This is a genomic window from Hoeflea phototrophica DFL-43 (genome assembly GCF_000154705.2).
Lineage (GTDB): Bacteria > Pseudomonadota > Alphaproteobacteria > Rhizobiales > Rhizobiaceae > Hoeflea > Hoeflea phototrophica.
In genome coordinates this window covers 450,950-465,788 of sequence record NZ_CM002917.1, presented here as the reverse complement: position 1 = coordinate 465,788, position 14,839 = coordinate 450,950, and the positions used below count along the sequence as shown (strand labels likewise).

Below are 14,839 nucleotides of genomic sequence, written 5' to 3'. Positions count from 1 at the left end.
GGCGAAAGTGGCAAACCGTGCATCGGCTTGACACGTTCAACCTTCCATCTAACATGTTAGAATGCTACACGCTAAGGATAATCCACTGCGAGAATCCATGAATCCACGACCTGCCCTGCCGCGCCTTGACGAGTTTCCGGGGTCGCTTGCCCAAAAGGTCTACATGTCGCTCAAGCAGGCGATCCTGTCGCTGACCTTCCGGCCGGGCGAAATCATGCAGAAACCCGAGATCTGCGCCGAGCTCGGCGTGTCGCGGTCACCGGTTGCCGAAGCCGTGGCGCGGCTGTCCGCCGAGGGCCTGGTCAATGTGGTGCCACAGGCTGGCACATTCGTCGCCAAGTTCTCGATGAACGAGATCCGGGAAGGCGCTTTCCTGCGCGAGGCGCTGGAACTGGCGGCCATCGAGGTTGTCGCCAAGACGATCGCCGAGGAGCAACTGGTGTTGCTCAGGCGCAATCTCAGGATCCAGCAAGCCCTGATGGAGGATGGCGACATCGCCGGCTTCTATCAGATGGACGCCAAGATGCATGAGCTGATCCTGTCGTTCACCAACTACAAGCGGCTGGCCGTGCTGGCGGACACCGCCTGGGTTCATGTCAATCGCGCCCGGCAGCTTAACCTGCCCGCGCCAGGACGTATCGAAGCCACGCTCGAGGAACACAAGGCAATCGTCGCCGCTCTTGAAGCCCATGATCCGGAAGCCGCACGGGCGGCCACACAGTATCATCTGAGCCAACTGATCACGTTTCTTGAGCCGCTGGTCCATTCGCATCCGGAATTGTTCGACAACAGCTAATGGCGTGACCACTGCACCGCCGTCCTGAAAGGACCATCATGCCCGACCTGCCCAATCGCCCGCGCTACGCCGCCAGGCTCAATGCTTTCAAGACCGGGCTGGATGGCAAGCCAACCGCAGCGGACATGATTGCCCGCGCCGCCCAGGTGAAGGGGCTGGATGCCGCAGATCTCAATTACCCCGACCATTTCGCAGATCACTCGCCACAGGCGCTGTCGGAAATCCTGTCCGGAAACGGCATGGCGCTCAACGGGCTGGCGATGCGCTATTACACCGATCCGGGCTTCCGGCTCGGCGCCTTCACCAACCCGGATCCGAAGGTACGTCAGGCGGCGCTCGACATTACCAAACGCGGGCTGGATGCGCTTGCTGCAATGGGCGGCAAGGTGATGACCTTGTGGATGGGACAGGACGGTGTCGATTACTCGTTCCAGGGTGATTACGTCAGGATGTGGGACGATACGATTTCGGCGGTCCAGGCCGTCGCAGACCACAATCGCGATCTCGAGGTCGCCATCGAATACAAACCCAACGAGCCGCGTGCCTACGCGCTGATGCCCGACATCGGCACCACGCTGCTGGCAATCCGTGAAGCCAACCGGCCAAATCTTGGCGTCACGCTGGATTTCGCCCATGTGCTTTATGCCGACGAAATTCCGGCCCATTCAGCCCGGCTTATCGAGCGGCACTCGAAGCTTCTGGGCGTGCACCTGAATGACGGCTACGGCAAGCGTGATGACGGGCTGATGGTCGGCTCGGTTCATCCGGTGCAGACTGTGGAGCTGTTCGTCGAGCTTGATCGCATGGGCTATGACGGGGTGATCTATTTCGACACCTTCCCCGATCATGGCGGGCTTGACCCCTGCGCCGAGGCCCGCGCCAACATCATGATGGCCGAGCGGCTGAGAGCCGTCGCATCGAGCCTGACGGACAATGCCGATTTGGCGGAAGCCATCGCCCGGCAGGACGCAACTGCGTCTCTCGGCTTTGTCGCGAACGCGCTTTACGGACCGCAGAAGTGAGCGTCTTTGTCTGCGGATCGCTGCATTATGATGTGGTGGTCGACGCGCCCCATCTGCCAAGGCTCGATGAGACGGTCGCGGGAGCTGCAGTCAACTACATCATGGGCGGCAAGGGCGGCAATCAGGCGGTTGCGGCGGCGCGCATGGGGGCAAGGACCGCGTTCGCAGGACGGATTGGCGATGACCCGTCCGGCGCAGCATTGCTCAAGGGCCTGATGGATGCGGGCGTCGAGACAGGCCAGGTGCAACGCGACAGCGGCGCATCGGGAATGAGTGTCGCCATCGTCGAGCCGGATGGCGGCTATGGCGCGGTGATCGTTTCGGCGGCCAACCTCAACGTAGACCCTGGCCTGATCGACATGCCCGCCGATGCAAACGTCGTGCTGCTGCAGAATGAAGTGCCCGAAGCGGTCAATCTTGCTGTGGCGCTCAAGGGCCGAAGCATCGGTGCAAGCGTCGTGCTGAATGCCGCGCCGGCCCGCCCGATGGGACCGGAGCTGCTGGGCGTGATCGACATTCTGGTGGTCAACCGTGTCGAAGCAGCGGATCTCCTGGCCATCACGGAAGCCAACCTTGATCCGCTTGCAGCGGCGCAGGCCCTGACCAAGCTGGGACCGCGCTCGGTAATTGTGACCCTGGGGGGCGGTGGTCTCGTTCTCCATGACGGAGGCACGGCGGTGCACCATCCGGGGCATCGGGTCGTTGTGGTGTCGACCCATGGGGCGGGAGATGCGTTTCTGGGCGCTCTGGCGGCCGCCCATTCTCGTGGTGAAGGCCTTGCGGAAGCGGCGCGCTTTGGTCAGGCCGCAGCGGCGTTGCACGTGTCGACGCCCATCGCTCAGCGCGACGCCATCACCCGCCAAAAGGCCGACGCGCTGATGGCTCAGCCATCGATCCGGTAGAAGCGTGCCGCCGTGCCGCCATAGATTTCGGTCTTTTCTGACGCGGTGAGCCCGATCGTGAGAGCTTCGGCTGCGGTGTGCCAGGCCTCATAGCTTGCTGCCAGGCGGCAGACCGGCCAGTCCGAGCCCCACATCACCCGATCAGCACCAAAGGCCGAAACAACATGATCGGCATAGGGTTTGAGATCCTCAACGATCCAGCCCGGGTTGGCCTCTGTGACCAACGCCGAGAACTTGCAGCAGGTTCTGGTTTCCTGAGCCAGGCGTGCCATACCGTCGGCCCAGAAGCGAAAATTGTCCGCGGAGTGATCGCGGATCTGCGGCTTCATGCAATGATCGATGACCGCTCTCATGTCCGGATAGCGTTTGAGGATGGTCAGGAAATTGTCGAGATGTGGCGGAAAGCCGAGCGCGTCGAAAGTCAGATCGAGTTCGCAAATCGCGCGGAAGGCCCATTGGACATCGTCCCTGAGCATCCAGTTCACATCCGGAATGTCCTGGATCATCGGGCGCACGCCCTTGAATTTCGGATGTTTCGACAAGCGTTTGAGCACTTCGAGATCAGCAGGGTTTTCGAAGTCCACCCAGCCAACGACACCGGCGACGAAGGGCGTGGCATCGGCTATGCCGAGCATGTATTCGGTCTCGTGCACGGTGGCGGCAGCCTGCACCAGGATGGTGGCGTCGATACCGTAGTCCGCCAGATGCGGCATGAGGTCAGCCGGCGCGTAGGGACGCGCCAGGATCTCATTGTCCATCGGCATCCAGTCGTAGTCACCGCGGGCAGGGTTCCAGAAATGCTGATGCGCGTCGATCTTCATGCTTCCGCCCCCTCTATGCCATGACCGGCGAATCTTCCCTCATCAGACCTTCGGATTTCAGATCAGCCCAGAGCGTCGGCGGAATTTTGGCGGTGGCAGCGGCCAGATTGGCCTCGACTTCCCAGACCCCCTGCCCGCCAGGAATCACCGACACCACCGCCGGGTGACTGAGCGGGAACTGAAAGGCTGCATCGACCATGCGCACCTTGTGCCGGTTGCAGACGGCCTCGATGCGGGCGACCTGATCAAGAATGTGCTGCGGTGCCGGATCATAATTGTAAAACGCACCAGGTTTGGGGCCTGTGGCGAGCACCCCTGAATTGTAAGGCCCGCCGATGATGATGCCGATGCCGCGTTCGCGCGCCAGAGGCAGGAAGCTCTCAAGCGCTTCCTGCTCAAGCAATGTGTAGCGCCCGGCCAGCAGGAACAGATCGAAATCGCCGCGCTCTGTCATCCACTGACAGGGCTGCCATTCATTGACGCCGGCGCCAAAGGCCTTGATCACGCCCTGATCGCGCAATGACATCAGTGCCTTGTATCCACCGTCCATCAGCTCCTTGAGCTTGACGTCGAGCGCTTCCTGGCTGCCATGGTTGAAGATGTCGAGATCGTGGGCAAACAGGATGTCGACCCGGTCAACACCCAAACGCTCCAGCGAGAATTCAAGCGAGCGCATCACCCCGTCATAGGTGAAGTCATAGACTTCTTTGCGCGCCGGCACATCGAAGAATTTGCCGATGCAATCGCGTTCTTCGCCCTGTTGGCAGGTTCGCAACAACCGCCCTATCTTGGTCGACAGCACATAGTCGTCGCGGGGTTTGTCGCGCAGGAAGCGGTTCAGCCGGGTCTCCGACAGACCAAGACCATAAAGCGGCGCGGTGTCGAAATAGCGTACGCCCAGATCCCAGGCCCGGCTCAGAACCGCCTGTGCCTCATCATCACTGATGGTCTTGTAAAGATTGCCAAGAGGTGCCGTCCCGAAACCCAGTTCGGTGAATGTCAGCCCGCCGTTACCAAGCCGATCCCAATGTCGTGTCTTCAATTGCATCTGCGCCTCCCTGCCTGCTAACATGCTAGTATATTTGCTGATCGGCTGCATAGTCCTGTTTCATCAAATGCGGCTTTGGGGGGAAGTGGATTGAAAAACTTTAAGCGCGTTTTCGGATCCGGCAAGCCGGTCATTGGCATGGTTCACCTTGGCGCCTTGCCGGGCTCTCCGCTTCACGACCGCGAGGCCGGGCTTGAAGGGCTGGTTGCCGCCGCTCGCGCCGATCTTGTGGCGCTTCAGGCTGCCGGATTTGACGCCGTCATGTTCGGCAATGAGAACGACCGGCCCTACGAATTTGACGTCGATACCGCATCGACGGCCACCATGGCCTATGTCATCGGGCAATTGCGCAACGAGATCACGGCTCCCTTCGGCGTCAATGTGCTGTGGGATCCGATGAGCTCGATCGCGCTTGCCGCCGCCACCGGTGCGCAGTTCGTGCGCGAAATCTTCACCGGAACCTATGCCAGCGACATGGGTCCCTGGACGCCGGATGCCGGCAAGGCGATGCGCTACCGGGATCGTCTGTGCCGGGGCGACCTTGCCATGCTCTACAATGTCTCGGCAGAGTTTGCCGACAGCCTCGACCGGCGGCCGCTTGCCGACCGGGCCCGCAGTGCCGTGTTCTCCTCTATCCCGGATGCGGTGCTGGTGTCCGGCCAGATCACCGGCGAAGCCGCGGCCCTGTCCGATCTTGAAGCCGTCAAGAAGGCGTTGCCCGACACGCCGGTGCTGGCCAATACAGGTGTCAAGCACGCCACCATCGCCGATGTGCTTGCGGTCGCGGATGGCTGTGTCATAGGTTCGGCGCTGAAGATCGACGGCGACACCTGGAAGGCGATTGATCCCAATCGCGCCCAGGACCTGATGGACCGGGCCCGAGCTGCACGGGGTGGTGTGTGATGCGGCAACAGTTGCGTGAAGATCTTTACGATCTGATGATGACGCCGGGCCTTTCCGGCCATGAGGAGCGGGTGGCAAAGTTGATCCGATCAAGGCTCTCGGACGCTGGCGTTGCAAGCCGGGTGGACCGGATGGGCAATGTGATCGCCAGCTTTAACGGCGATCTGGCGATCCCTTCGGTGATGATCTTCACTCACATGGACCAGCTCGGCTTCTTTGTGCGCAAGATCGAGAATGACGGGTTGATCCGGGTCGAGCGCATGGGTGGCGTGTCGGAACGCGCGATGGCTGCGCAGGCGGTGACACTCTGCGTGGGCGAAGGCCGGGACGTGCCGGGCATCATCATGAACAAGGCGCATCACGCGACCTCACCGGATGAGAAATACAAGGTGGTGACAACGCCGGATATCCGGATCGACACCGGTCATGGTTCAAAGCAGGCAGTGGAAGCGGCGGGGGTGAAGATCGGGACGCCGGTGGTCTATCAACCGCGGATCTTCGAGCTGGCAGGCGACCGGGTGGCAGGAACCTCGGTCGATGACCGGGCCGGATGCGCGGCCCTTATCGAGATCGCGCGCGGCCTTGCCAAGCGTGAAGGGACAGGGCCGACAGTGCATGTGGTCTTCAGCGTGCAGGAAGAGTTCAATCTGCGCGGCGCGCTGGTGGCGGCTCAGGCGCTCAAACCCGACATCGCGATCCAGATCGACCTGATGCTTGCCACCGATACGCCGGATATGGCTGAGCGCGGCGAGATGCGGCTTGGCGGTGGCCCCGGTATCAGCCTTTATTCATTTCATGGCCGCGGCACGCTTAACGGGGTGATCCCGCATCCGGCAATGGTTAGGCTCTTCGAACAGACCGCCGAGGATCTGGCAATGCCGTTGCAGCGCTCGGCGCAGGTCGGCGTATTGACCGATCTGTCCTATGTCCAACTGGTGGGAGAAGGCGTCGCCTCCATCGATATCGGCTTTCCAATGCGGCATTCGCATTCGGCGGTTGAATGCTGCGACCTGGGCGATGTCGAAGCCATGACCCGGCTCGCGCTTGCCGCAATCGCCGGTATAGGCCCCGACTTCAAGCTGACCCGGGAGATCTGAGATGGGCTACACGCTGGGTGTTGATATCGGCACGTTCGAATCCAAGGGCGTGCTGGTGGAGGATGGCGGGCGGATCGTTGCGCAGGCCGCGCGGCCGCACGAGATGATCGTGCCGCGGCCAGGCTGGGCCGAACACCGTGCGGAAGAAGACTGGTGGGGCGACTTCGTTTTCATCACCAGAAAGCTGATCGCTGACAGTGGCGTTGACGCGTCGGAGATCCGTGCGGTCGCGACTTCGGCGATCGGGCCCTGCATGCTGCCGGTCGATCGGGATGGCGCGCCACTGATCAACGGCGTGCTTTATGGTGTCGATACCAGAGCGGCGCGCGAGATCGAGGACCTCAATGCCGAAATTGGCGCCGACGCAATTCTTGAGCGCTGCGGCAATGCACTGACCTCGCAATCGGTCGGACCCAAGATCCTGTGGTTCAAGCGCAACCATCCAGAGCTTTGGGCGAAGACCGCCAAGATTCTCAATTCCACCAGCTATATGACCTACCGGCTCACCGGGACCTATGCGATCGACCATTACACGGCCGCAAATTTCTCGCCGATCTATGACATTGCAAGGCAGGACTGGTGTTTCGATCTTTGCGATTTCTGCCCACCGGAGCTGCTGCCGAAACTGATGTGGTCGACCGAAATTGCAGGCCATGTCACGGAAGCCGCCGCCCTTGAAACCGGGCTGGCGCCGGGAACGCCGGTAACCTGCGGCACCATAGATGCAGCGGCGGAAGCCGTCAGTGTCGGCGTGCGGCAACCGGGCGACATGATGATGATGTATGGCTCAACCATCTTCATCATTCTGCTTTCCGACAAACCCCTGTCCGACGCGCGGCTGTGGCATGCGCCCTGGCTGTTCCCCGGTGAGCACGCTGCAATGGCGGGGCTTGCCACATCGGGCACTCTGACTCACTGGTTCCGTGACCGGTTCGCCCGCGAGCTTTCACGCGATGAGGCCTTCGGGGTGCTGGCAAAGGAGGCCGAGGCCTCGCCGCCCGGAGCGAAGGGATTGATCTGCCTGCCCTATTTTTCGGGCGAACGAACACCCATCCATGACACGAATGCCAAGGGCACATTTTTCGGTCTCGATCTCACCCATGACCGGGGCGACATGTACCGCGCCGTGCTCGAGGGCATAGCCTCGGCCACAAGGCACATCGCCGACACCTATGCCGAGGCCGGGCAACGGCCGGCGCGAGTGCTGGCGGTGGGCGGTGGAACCAGAAACCGTCCGTGGCTCAAGGCCACTTCGGATCTTTCCGGCCTCGACCAGATCGTCTGCAGCGTAACCACCGGCGCTTCTTATGGTGACGCCTTTCTGGCAGCACTCGCAATAGGGCAGGCACAGCCGGACGATATGGCGACGTGGAACCCAGTGGGAGAAATCGTCAAGGCCGAGAACCACGCGGCCTACGCGCGGCAATATCCATTGTTCCTCAGGCTCTATGAACAGACAAAGGTCATCATGGCCGAGTTGGGGCGCGTGGAGTAAGCCGGAGTCTCCGGCTGTCTGAGGCCACTCCCTACTTCACCGCACCGGCGGCCATGCCCTTGATGATGTAGCGCTCGAGCAGGATGCCGATGGCGATAAGCGGCAAGATCGCGGCAAACGACAGGGCTGCCATGGACCACCAGCTGATGCCCTGGCTGCCGGTCTGACTGGCCACCATCACCGGCAGGGTGTTGGCGTGGGTCGAGGTCAGCAGGGCTGCGAAGAAATATTCGTTCCAGGTCAGCACCAGCGACAGGATGAAGGCCGCGACCATTCCCGGAAGCGCAATCGGCATGACGATGGTGGCGAAAGCGCCCCAGATTGACAATCCATCAACCAGGGCCGCCTCTTCAAGCTCCTTGGGAATGCCGGCGAACTGATCACGCATGATCCAGATCACGATCGGCAGCACGGTGAGCGTGTAGAGCAGGATCAGCCCGATGCGGGTGTCGAGCAGCGCCAGTGATTTGTAGAGCACAAGGAATGGCAGCGCCAGAACCACCGGCGGCAGGATCAGCTGGCTCAAAAAGAAGAACGAGATGTCGGAGTTGCGCATGAAGCCGAAGCGGTAGGAAAACCTCGACAGGCCGTAGGCTGCAAGCGAGCCAAGAAAGACTGCAAGTGCGGAGGCCGAGAGCGAGGTGATCACCGAATTGTAGAAGCGCTTGAGGAACTCCTCACGCACCGTGGATTCGGCATTGATCGTGTCGGGTGACAGGCCGAGCGATTTCCAGCCCAGCCATTTGGGCTGGAAATCCCAGAACGGGATCAGGTTTCCGCGCATCACGTCAGGCGCCATCTTGAACGAGGTGGTGATGGTCCAGTAGATCGGAAACAGGCAGATGATCGCCCAGAGGATCAGCACGCTGTAAACCGCAAAGCGGCCGGAGAACCATTTGACCTTGTGGCCAAGGTCGGCCGGGCTGTCGTGGAATATCTGCTGGCTCACTGTTTTCCCTCCCCGGTCAATAGCGCGGCCGCGCCCAGCGGTCAGTGAGTTTCATCACGATGGTGATCGCAATCACGATCAGCACCAGATAGACCATCGCCAACAGCGTTCCGTAACCGACATTGGAGCGGTCGCGGTATTCCCGGAAAATGAAGCTGGTGACACTGTCGGTGGCGCCGCCGGGACCGCCTGCAGTGACATTGATAATGATGTCGGCAAGTTTGAGTTTGAAGATGATGCGGATCAGGATCACGGTTATCGAGACCGGCAGCATCAGCGGGAAAGTGACTTCCCAGAACCCACGCCAGGATCTCGCCCCATCCACCTTCGCCGCTTCCTGGATGTCCCTGGGGATCGCCTGAAGTCCGGCCAGAATCATGATCATCATGAAGGGAATGTAGGTCCAGGCATCCATCACCATGATGGTGAAGCGCGCCATCTCCGGCGAGCCGAAGAAGGAGGGCGAGGCCCAACCCAGTTCGCGCGCAAGCCGGGCAATCGGGCCGAAGCGGATCTCCATCATCGATTTGCCGATCATCCAGCTCACCGCCACCGGCGAGAGCATCAGCGGCATCAGGAAGGCGACACGGAAGAATTTGCGGGCGTGGATCTGCGAGTTGAGCAGAAGTGCAAGCCCGAAGGCGATGGCATATTCAACGATGATCGCCAGCGTGTAGCGCACCATGTTGGCCATTGCATTCCAGTAGAAATCATCGGTCCACATCTGGCGGATGTTGTCGAGACCGTTGAACGTCCGGCCCGTCGGCGATGACAGGTTCCAGTCTGAGAAGGCGATTACCAGCCCGAACAGCAGCGGAAACACCACCATCGAGATCACGAACAGTGCCGCGGGCAGAACGAAAAGCACGCGCTTTCCGCGTTCGCCGCGGATCAGCACCTGGCCCCAGCACAGGCAGATCGCCCAGAGCACATAGGCATAGAGCGTCGGCCGCCAGGTGGAGAAGCCGAAGTCGGCATATCCGGTTTCCTGAAGGGTCTGCACGAGTGCGACCACGGCCAGGAAGCCCGCCGACCCCCAAATCATGGCACGGCCGAGCGCAATCCTGCGATCGGTGAGATTGTCGGTTGTGACAACGTGAAGGAAATCGCCCTGCTCAGCCAACTGCGCATGCCCCGTATTTCATGAAATACGCCGGCGGCTCGCACCGCCGGCGTCATTTTCAGACTGGCGGACTACATGCCCAACGAGGCCTTGTAGAGCGCGATCTGGCTTTCCCGGCCGATCTGGTCGGTGATCTTCTCCCAGGCGGCAGCAATCGCATCCGCGGTTTCCTGAGCCGAGCCATACTGTCCGGCAAAGCCCTTGGCCAGTTCGTCCTCGGCCACGGAATAGTACTGGAAGATGCCGGGGATTCGCGGCTCAATCGCAGCGTTGGGGTGGTTGTAGCTGTCGCGGTTTGAACCGAGATAGTCTTCAACAAAGGCCCGGTCGTAACCTGCCGCTTCCCACTCCTCGTAGTTGAAGTGGCTGTTGCGGTAGGGCTGGAAGCCGGACGGATAGGCGGACGTCCAGAGCGACAGATCCTTGCCGCCGAGATGGGCTGCAGCCGACCAGGCTGCCTTGCGCTTCTTCTCGTCTCCCGAGACCCGGCTGGTGACATAAACACCCCAGCCGATGTAAGCCATGCTTGGCGCCTCGTTCATTTCCTCTTCCCATGCTCCGGAGCGCCAGTTGTAGCGGCGCTCAGAGGCAGGGTTGATGCCGAAGCCAACCACATCGCCGACCACCGAAGTGTCGGAGGTGCGTGCCGACGAGCCCACATCGCCCCACCACATCAGCATCGAACCGGTTCCGGCGAGGAACTGGCTGAAGGCCGTGGTGCCGGGGTCGGCGTTGATCTGGTCAGCCGGATAGGCGCCTTCCGTTGCGATCAGGTCCATGACGTCCTGGAACGCCTGCACCCAACCGGGATTGTTGACCAGCGGCTTCATCGTGTCCGGCTCAAACAACCAGGCTGCCTCATCAGGATGCTTCACATAGGCCGTTGCGCGGTTGGCGACGAAATAGAAGCCGAAACCGCCCCAGCCCTTGAGCGGGTCAAGATAGCCGTGGGCAGGCAGACCGGTCAGCGGGTCGGTCTTGCCAGCAAGATCCTTGGTGACGGCATTGATCTGCTGCCAAGTCTTCGGCACTTCGGCACCGCCGATGCCGCCTTCACCGAAATAGTCGGTGCGGTAGGCAAATGTGTGGCAGTCGCCATCGATGGTGACCCGGTAGGTCTTGCCATCCCAGGTGCCCACCGGCGCCTTGAGATAGCCCACCAAATCGTCGGCTTCAATCTGTTCGGCCACCCAGTCCGGCATCTCGTCGAGAAGGCCGCGTCCGGCAGTATCACCCTCGAACGGTGCGCCCATTTCCAGGATGTCGAAATCCACCGTGCCGGTGGCGATCGACTGCTGCAGACGCGCGTTGTAATCGGCCTGTGCAAGATCGATCCAGTTGATCTTGGCGCCCGTGTAGGCTTCCCAAGGCTTCAGGAAGCCGCGGAACAGGAAGTTGTGAAGATTCTGGTTGTTGAGACCCATGAAGGTCAGCTCTACACCTTCGAACTCACCTTCTGCGACATTTGCCTTGGTTGTGGCCAGGCACAATTCACCGACCTTCTGCCAATCGGCATCGGTCGGAGATCCCGCACCCACGCCGGGTATCTTCAGGATTTCCGCGCGGATATTGTCCTGCGCAGCGGCGGTTTTCACGCCAAGTCCACCCAATGCGGCCATGCTGCCAACTGCAGCCGTGCCCTGAAGCAGTCGGCGGCGGCTCATCGCCACCCGGACTGCATGTTCGTACAAATCAACTTTCATGAAACACCTCCCAAGCGTTATCCGCTCCTCCAGCGGTCCGGGCCAGGGAGGCTGCCCGACCACGATCTTGGTCGTTTAACGCCTTGATTGTCCCAACACCCGGGTCCGGATGTGCCGGACAGAATGAAAACATTTCAGCCTTCAACCAAGCTGTCAAGCATCTAACATGCTAGTATGACTAGATGATGGACAGAGCCCTGAACCTGCGTTACCACTTGGCCAAACAGTGTCAGTGTAAACAGAGGGGGCGGCATGGCAGACGTCAGGATCGAGAAACTCTACAAGGCCTACGGGTCGGTGGAAGTCATCCACGGTGTTGATGTCGATATTCCGGATGGCCGGTTTGTTGTGCTTGTGGGGCCCTCTGGCTGTGGCAAATCGACCTTGTTGCGGATGCTGGCCGGCCTCGAAGGCGTGACGGACGGCACGATCAGCATCGGCGGACGGGTGGTCAACAATCTACCGCCTGCCGAACGCAACATCGCCATGGTGTTTCAGAATTACGCGCTGTATCCGCATAAGACGGTGGCCGCAAATATGGGATTTGCGCTCAAGATGCAGCGCATGGAGAAAGCTGAAATCGATCAGCGGGTCGCCACTGCGGCCGAGATCCTCGGCCTCAAACCCTATCTCAAACGCTATCCACGCGAACTCTCGGGCGGCCAGCGCCAGCGCGTTGCCATGGGCCGGGCGATTGTGCGCGAACCACAAGTGTTCCTGTTCGACGAGCCGCTGTCCAATCTCGACGCCAAGCTCAGAGTGCAAATGCGCACCGAAATCCGCGAGTTGCATCAACGGCTGTCGACAACGACTGTCTATGTCACCCATGACCAGATCGAAGCCATGACCATGGCCGACCAGATCGTGGTCATGCGCGACGGGCATATCTCGCAGCAGGGTGCGCCGCTGGAGCTTTATGACCGGCCTGCCAACATGTTTGTCGCTGGCTTCATCGGCTCTCCGTCGATGAACCTGATCGAGGGCGTGGTTGAACACAAGGACGGGCAGCCGTTCGTCGTGGCAGAAGGCGTTTCGCTTGAAGCGCCGAACATGGACGGGCTTGATGAAGGCCGCAGGATAACCTTCGGAATCCGTCCGGAGCACCTGCTTCTCGATGATACCGGCTTTGAGGCAAAGGTGGCTGTGGTCGAGCCGACCGGGTCGGAAACCCATCTGGTTCTGCGTGCGGCGGGCCGCGAAATCATCGTGGTTCTGAGGGAGCGCAGGTCCATTAGGCCAGGCGACACGATCAGGCTGCGCCCCCAGGCCGAGATGGCGCACCTGTTTGACACGGGCACGGGATTGCGGCTCGAATGACGACTTGAACAACGACCGGCCGGATCGCATGATCCGGTGAGGAGATGGCGGACCGAAACAGCCACGCAAGGGAGGACACTATGCTCAAGGGACTTGATCCGCGACTGAATGCGGAAGTGCTTTATGCGCTTCGTGCAATGGGTCACGGGGACACACTGATTATCGCCGACACGAATTTCCCATCCGATTCGATCGCCCGCCAGACGGTGATCGGCGATCTGTTGCGCATGGACAATCTGACCGCCGGGCAGGCCGCAGAAGCGGTGCTTTCGGTGCTGCCGCTCGATACATTTGTCGATGATTTCGCCGGACGCATGGAGATTGTCGGCAATCCGGACGAGGTGCCTCCAGTGCAGATGGAAGTGCAGCAGGCGATCAATGCGGCGGAAGGCACCCCACGGCCAATGGTCAGCATCGAGCGTTTTGCCTTCTACGATCTGGCCAAGCAGGCCTATGCGGTGATCCAGACCGGGGAACGGCGGTTCTATGGCTGCTTCATGTTCCGCAAGGGCGTGATCCCGCCGGACGCCTAGGAACAGGAAACATACTGCCATGTCGAAAGTCGTTGTCCTCGGCGTGTTCGTTGCCGACACCGCCTACCGCGCCGCCCGCGCACCGCGCATGGGTGAAACCATCATGGGTGAGAACTTTGCGCTCGGGCCGGGCGGCAAGGGCTCGAACCAGGCTGTGGCTGCGGCCAGGGCCGGAGTGGAAACCCATTTCATCAGCAGGTTGGGGCGCGACACATTCGCAGACATGGCGCTGCAAACCTGGAAACAGGCCGGCGTGACCGCTGCCATCACCAAGCATGACGACAGCTATACCGGTGCGGCCTACATCTTTGTCGAGGCGCAGACCGGAGACAACGCCATCATCGTCTGCCCCGGCGTGGCCGGGCAGATCTCGCCTGGCGATATCGAGGCACGATCAGATCTCATCGGCAGCGCCTCGGTGTTCGTCACCCAGCTCGAACAGCCGTTGGATGCCGCCTACAGAGCGCTGGAAATCGCCCGGTCCAGCGGCGTGCAGACCATTCTCAACCCGGCCCCCGCCGCTAAGCTGCCGAACGGCATGCTGGGATTGTGCGATTACGTGACACCTAATGAAACCGAGGCAGAAGCGCTGACCGGCCTTGCGGTCACAACGCTCGAGGAAGCCTCTCTGGCGGCTCAGAAGCTGATTGCAATGGGCGCGAAGGCCGCGGTGATCACGCTCGGCGAGAAGGGCGCGCTCTATCATGCGGGCGGCCAGAGCGTTCATGTGCCTGCGTTCAACGCCGGGCCGGTCAAGGAAACAACCGGCGCGGGCGACGCGTTCAATGGCGGCTTTGCCGCAGCTCTTGCCCGCGGTCTCGATCCGGTTTCGGCCGTCCGTTACGGCTGCGCCACCGCCTCGATCTCGGTCACCCGCGCCGGAACCGCACCGGCAATGCCGTCCTCCGCGGAAATCGATGCGCTTCTCGCCAAGGCCTGAAGCCAAATCTTAGGCCGGCGCCGGCAACTTCGACACCGATAACGCTGACAGTTAGACAGTTTTTCCACTCTCGCCGGGCGTCAGGCTTTACAGCGGCGGTAGGGTCGCGCAATAGAAGGATGCCACCGGGACGACAACATTTTGTGGAACGGGGCAATCGCAACCGGGGCGCAGATTTTGGCTGGAACAC

At 61.0% G+C, this 14,839-nt stretch carries 14 protein-coding genes; 9 read left to right on the top strand and 5 right to left on the bottom strand.

What is annotated here, in order from left to right; all coding sequences use genetic code 11:
* Positions 1–97 precede the first annotated feature (97 nt).
* Genes HPDFL43_RS02230 through HPDFL43_RS02220 form a run of 3 tightly spaced genes read left to right on the top strand, consistent with a single transcriptional unit; the run spans position 98 to position 2,720 of the window.
* Positions 98–796 (top strand): GntR family transcriptional regulator, encoded by a 699-nt coding sequence (locus HPDFL43_RS02230; RefSeq protein WP_007199937.1) that lies wholly within the window; start codon positions 98–100, stop codon positions 794–796.
* A gap of 38 nt (positions 797–834) precedes the next feature.
* Positions 835–1,818, top strand: a complete 984-nt coding sequence (locus HPDFL43_RS02225) for a TIM barrel protein (protein ID WP_007199936.1) — start codon at positions 835–837, stop codon at positions 1,816–1,818.
* Positions 1,815–2,720, top strand: a complete 906-nt coding sequence (locus tag HPDFL43_RS02220; RefSeq protein ID WP_007199935.1) for a ribokinase — start codon at positions 1,815–1,817, stop codon at positions 2,718–2,720. Before HPDFL43_RS02225 ends, HPDFL43_RS02220 begins: the two co-directional genes overlap by 4 nt.
* On the opposite strand, the gene HPDFL43_RS02215 is transcribed toward HPDFL43_RS02220, so the two are convergent.
* A complete protein-coding gene (locus HPDFL43_RS02215) occupies positions 2,702–3,541 on the bottom strand; it encodes an amidohydrolase family protein (RefSeq protein WP_007199934.1) in 840 nt (279 codons plus the stop codon). The two genes, HPDFL43_RS02220 and HPDFL43_RS02215, sit on opposite strands and share 19 nt — an antisense overlap.
* 13 nt (positions 3,542–3,554) lie before the next feature.
* Positions 3,555–4,583 carry an aldo/keto reductase gene (locus HPDFL43_RS02210; protein ID WP_040449534.1) on the bottom strand — a complete coding sequence of 343 codons (1,029 nt, stop codon included), beginning with the start codon at positions 4,581–4,583 and terminating at the stop codon, positions 3,555–3,557.
* 96 nt (positions 4,584–4,679) lie between these two features.
* Between HPDFL43_RS02210 and HPDFL43_RS02205 the strand changes: the two genes are divergently transcribed.
* From HPDFL43_RS02205 to HPDFL43_RS02195, 3 genes are read left to right on the top strand one after another with little or no spacing between them, the layout of a single operon-like run.
* Positions 4,680–5,492 carry a BtpA/SgcQ family protein gene (locus tag HPDFL43_RS02205; protein WP_007199932.1) on the top strand — a complete coding sequence of 271 codons (813 nt, stop codon included), beginning with the start codon at positions 4,680–4,682 and terminating at the stop codon, positions 5,490–5,492.
* On the top strand, positions 5,492–6,589 hold the full coding sequence (locus HPDFL43_RS02200; protein ID WP_007199931.1) for a M42 family metallopeptidase: 1,098 nt from the start codon (positions 5,492–5,494) through the stop codon (positions 6,587–6,589). The genes HPDFL43_RS02205 and HPDFL43_RS02200 overlap by 1 nt, the downstream gene beginning before the upstream one ends.
* A 1-nt stretch (position 6,590) precedes the next feature.
* Complete coding sequence (locus HPDFL43_RS02195; protein ID WP_007199930.1) at positions 6,591–8,084, top strand: FGGY-family carbohydrate kinase; 1,494 nt, start codon at positions 6,591–6,593, stop codon at positions 8,082–8,084.
* Between the two features lie 31 nt (positions 8,085–8,115).
* Here HPDFL43_RS02195 and HPDFL43_RS02190 read toward each other — a convergent pair whose 3' ends face one another.
* The 3 genes from HPDFL43_RS02190 to HPDFL43_RS02180 all read right to left on the bottom strand — a co-directional run bounded on the left by HPDFL43_RS02190 (position 8,116) and on the right by HPDFL43_RS02180 (position 11,859).
* Entirely contained in the window at positions 8,116–9,021 is a 906-nt protein-coding gene (locus HPDFL43_RS02190; protein ID WP_040449533.1) for a carbohydrate ABC transporter permease, read from the bottom strand.
* 28 nt (positions 9,022–9,049) lie between these two features.
* Positions 9,050–10,156, bottom strand: a complete 1,107-nt coding sequence (locus HPDFL43_RS02185; protein ID WP_007199928.1) for a carbohydrate ABC transporter permease — start codon at positions 10,154–10,156, stop codon at positions 9,050–9,052.
* A gap of 71 nt (positions 10,157–10,227) precedes the next feature.
* On the bottom strand, positions 10,228–11,859 hold the full coding sequence (locus tag HPDFL43_RS02180; protein ID WP_040448935.1) for a substrate-binding domain-containing protein: 1,632 nt from the start codon (positions 11,857–11,859) through the stop codon (positions 10,228–10,230).
* 252 nt (positions 11,860–12,111) lie between these two features.
* On the opposite strand from HPDFL43_RS02180, the gene HPDFL43_RS02175 reads away from it, so the two are divergent.
* The 3 genes from HPDFL43_RS02175 to rbsK all read left to right on the top strand — a co-directional run bounded on the left by HPDFL43_RS02175 (position 12,112) and on the right by rbsK (position 14,649).
* Complete coding sequence (locus HPDFL43_RS02175) at positions 12,112–13,176, top strand: ABC transporter ATP-binding protein (RefSeq protein ID WP_007199926.1); 1,065 nt, start codon at positions 12,112–12,114, stop codon at positions 13,174–13,176.
* An 80-nt stretch (positions 13,177–13,256) separates the two neighbouring features.
* Positions 13,257–13,709 (top strand): RbsD/FucU family protein, encoded by a 453-nt coding sequence (locus HPDFL43_RS02170; protein WP_007199925.1) that lies wholly within the window; start codon positions 13,257–13,259, stop codon positions 13,707–13,709.
* Positions 13,710–13,728: 19 nt separating this feature from the next.
* Positions 13,729–14,649, top strand: coding sequence for a ribokinase (rbsK, locus tag HPDFL43_RS02165; protein ID WP_007199924.1), 921 nt, complete (start codon positions 13,729–13,731; stop codon positions 14,647–14,649).
* Positions 14,650–14,839 lie beyond the last annotated feature (190 nt).

Excerpts from the sequence above, each read along its gene's own strand:
- HPDFL43_RS02230 (WP_007199937.1), top strand. The coding sequence starts at position 98 with ATGAATCCACGACCTGCCCTGCCGCGCCTTGACGAGTTTCCGGGGTCG.
- HPDFL43_RS02225 (WP_007199936.1), top strand. The coding sequence starts at position 835 with ATGCCCGACCTGCCCAATCGCCCGCGCTACGCCGCCAGGCTCAATGCT.
- HPDFL43_RS02215 (WP_007199934.1), bottom strand. The coding sequence starts at position 3,541 with ATGAAGATCGACGCGCATCAGCATTTCTGGAACCCTGCCCGCGGTGAC.
- HPDFL43_RS02200 (WP_007199931.1), top strand. The coding sequence starts at position 5,492 with ATGCGGCAACAGTTGCGTGAAGATCTTTACGATCTGATGATGACGCCG.
- HPDFL43_RS02195 (WP_007199930.1), top strand. The coding sequence starts at position 6,591 with ATGGGCTACACGCTGGGTGTTGATATCGGCACGTTCGAATCCAAGGGC.
- HPDFL43_RS02180 (WP_040448935.1), bottom strand. The coding sequence starts at position 11,859 with ATGAAAGTTGATTTGTACGAACATGCAGTCCGGGTGGCGATGAGCCGC.
- HPDFL43_RS02175 (WP_007199926.1), top strand. The coding sequence starts at position 12,112 with ATGGCAGACGTCAGGATCGAGAAACTCTACAAGGCCTACGGGTCGGTG.
- HPDFL43_RS02170 (WP_007199925.1), top strand. The coding sequence starts at position 13,257 with ATGCTCAAGGGACTTGATCCGCGACTGAATGCGGAAGTGCTTTATGCG.
- rbsK (WP_007199924.1), top strand. The coding sequence starts at position 13,729 with ATGTCGAAAGTCGTTGTCCTCGGCGTGTTCGTTGCCGACACCGCCTAC.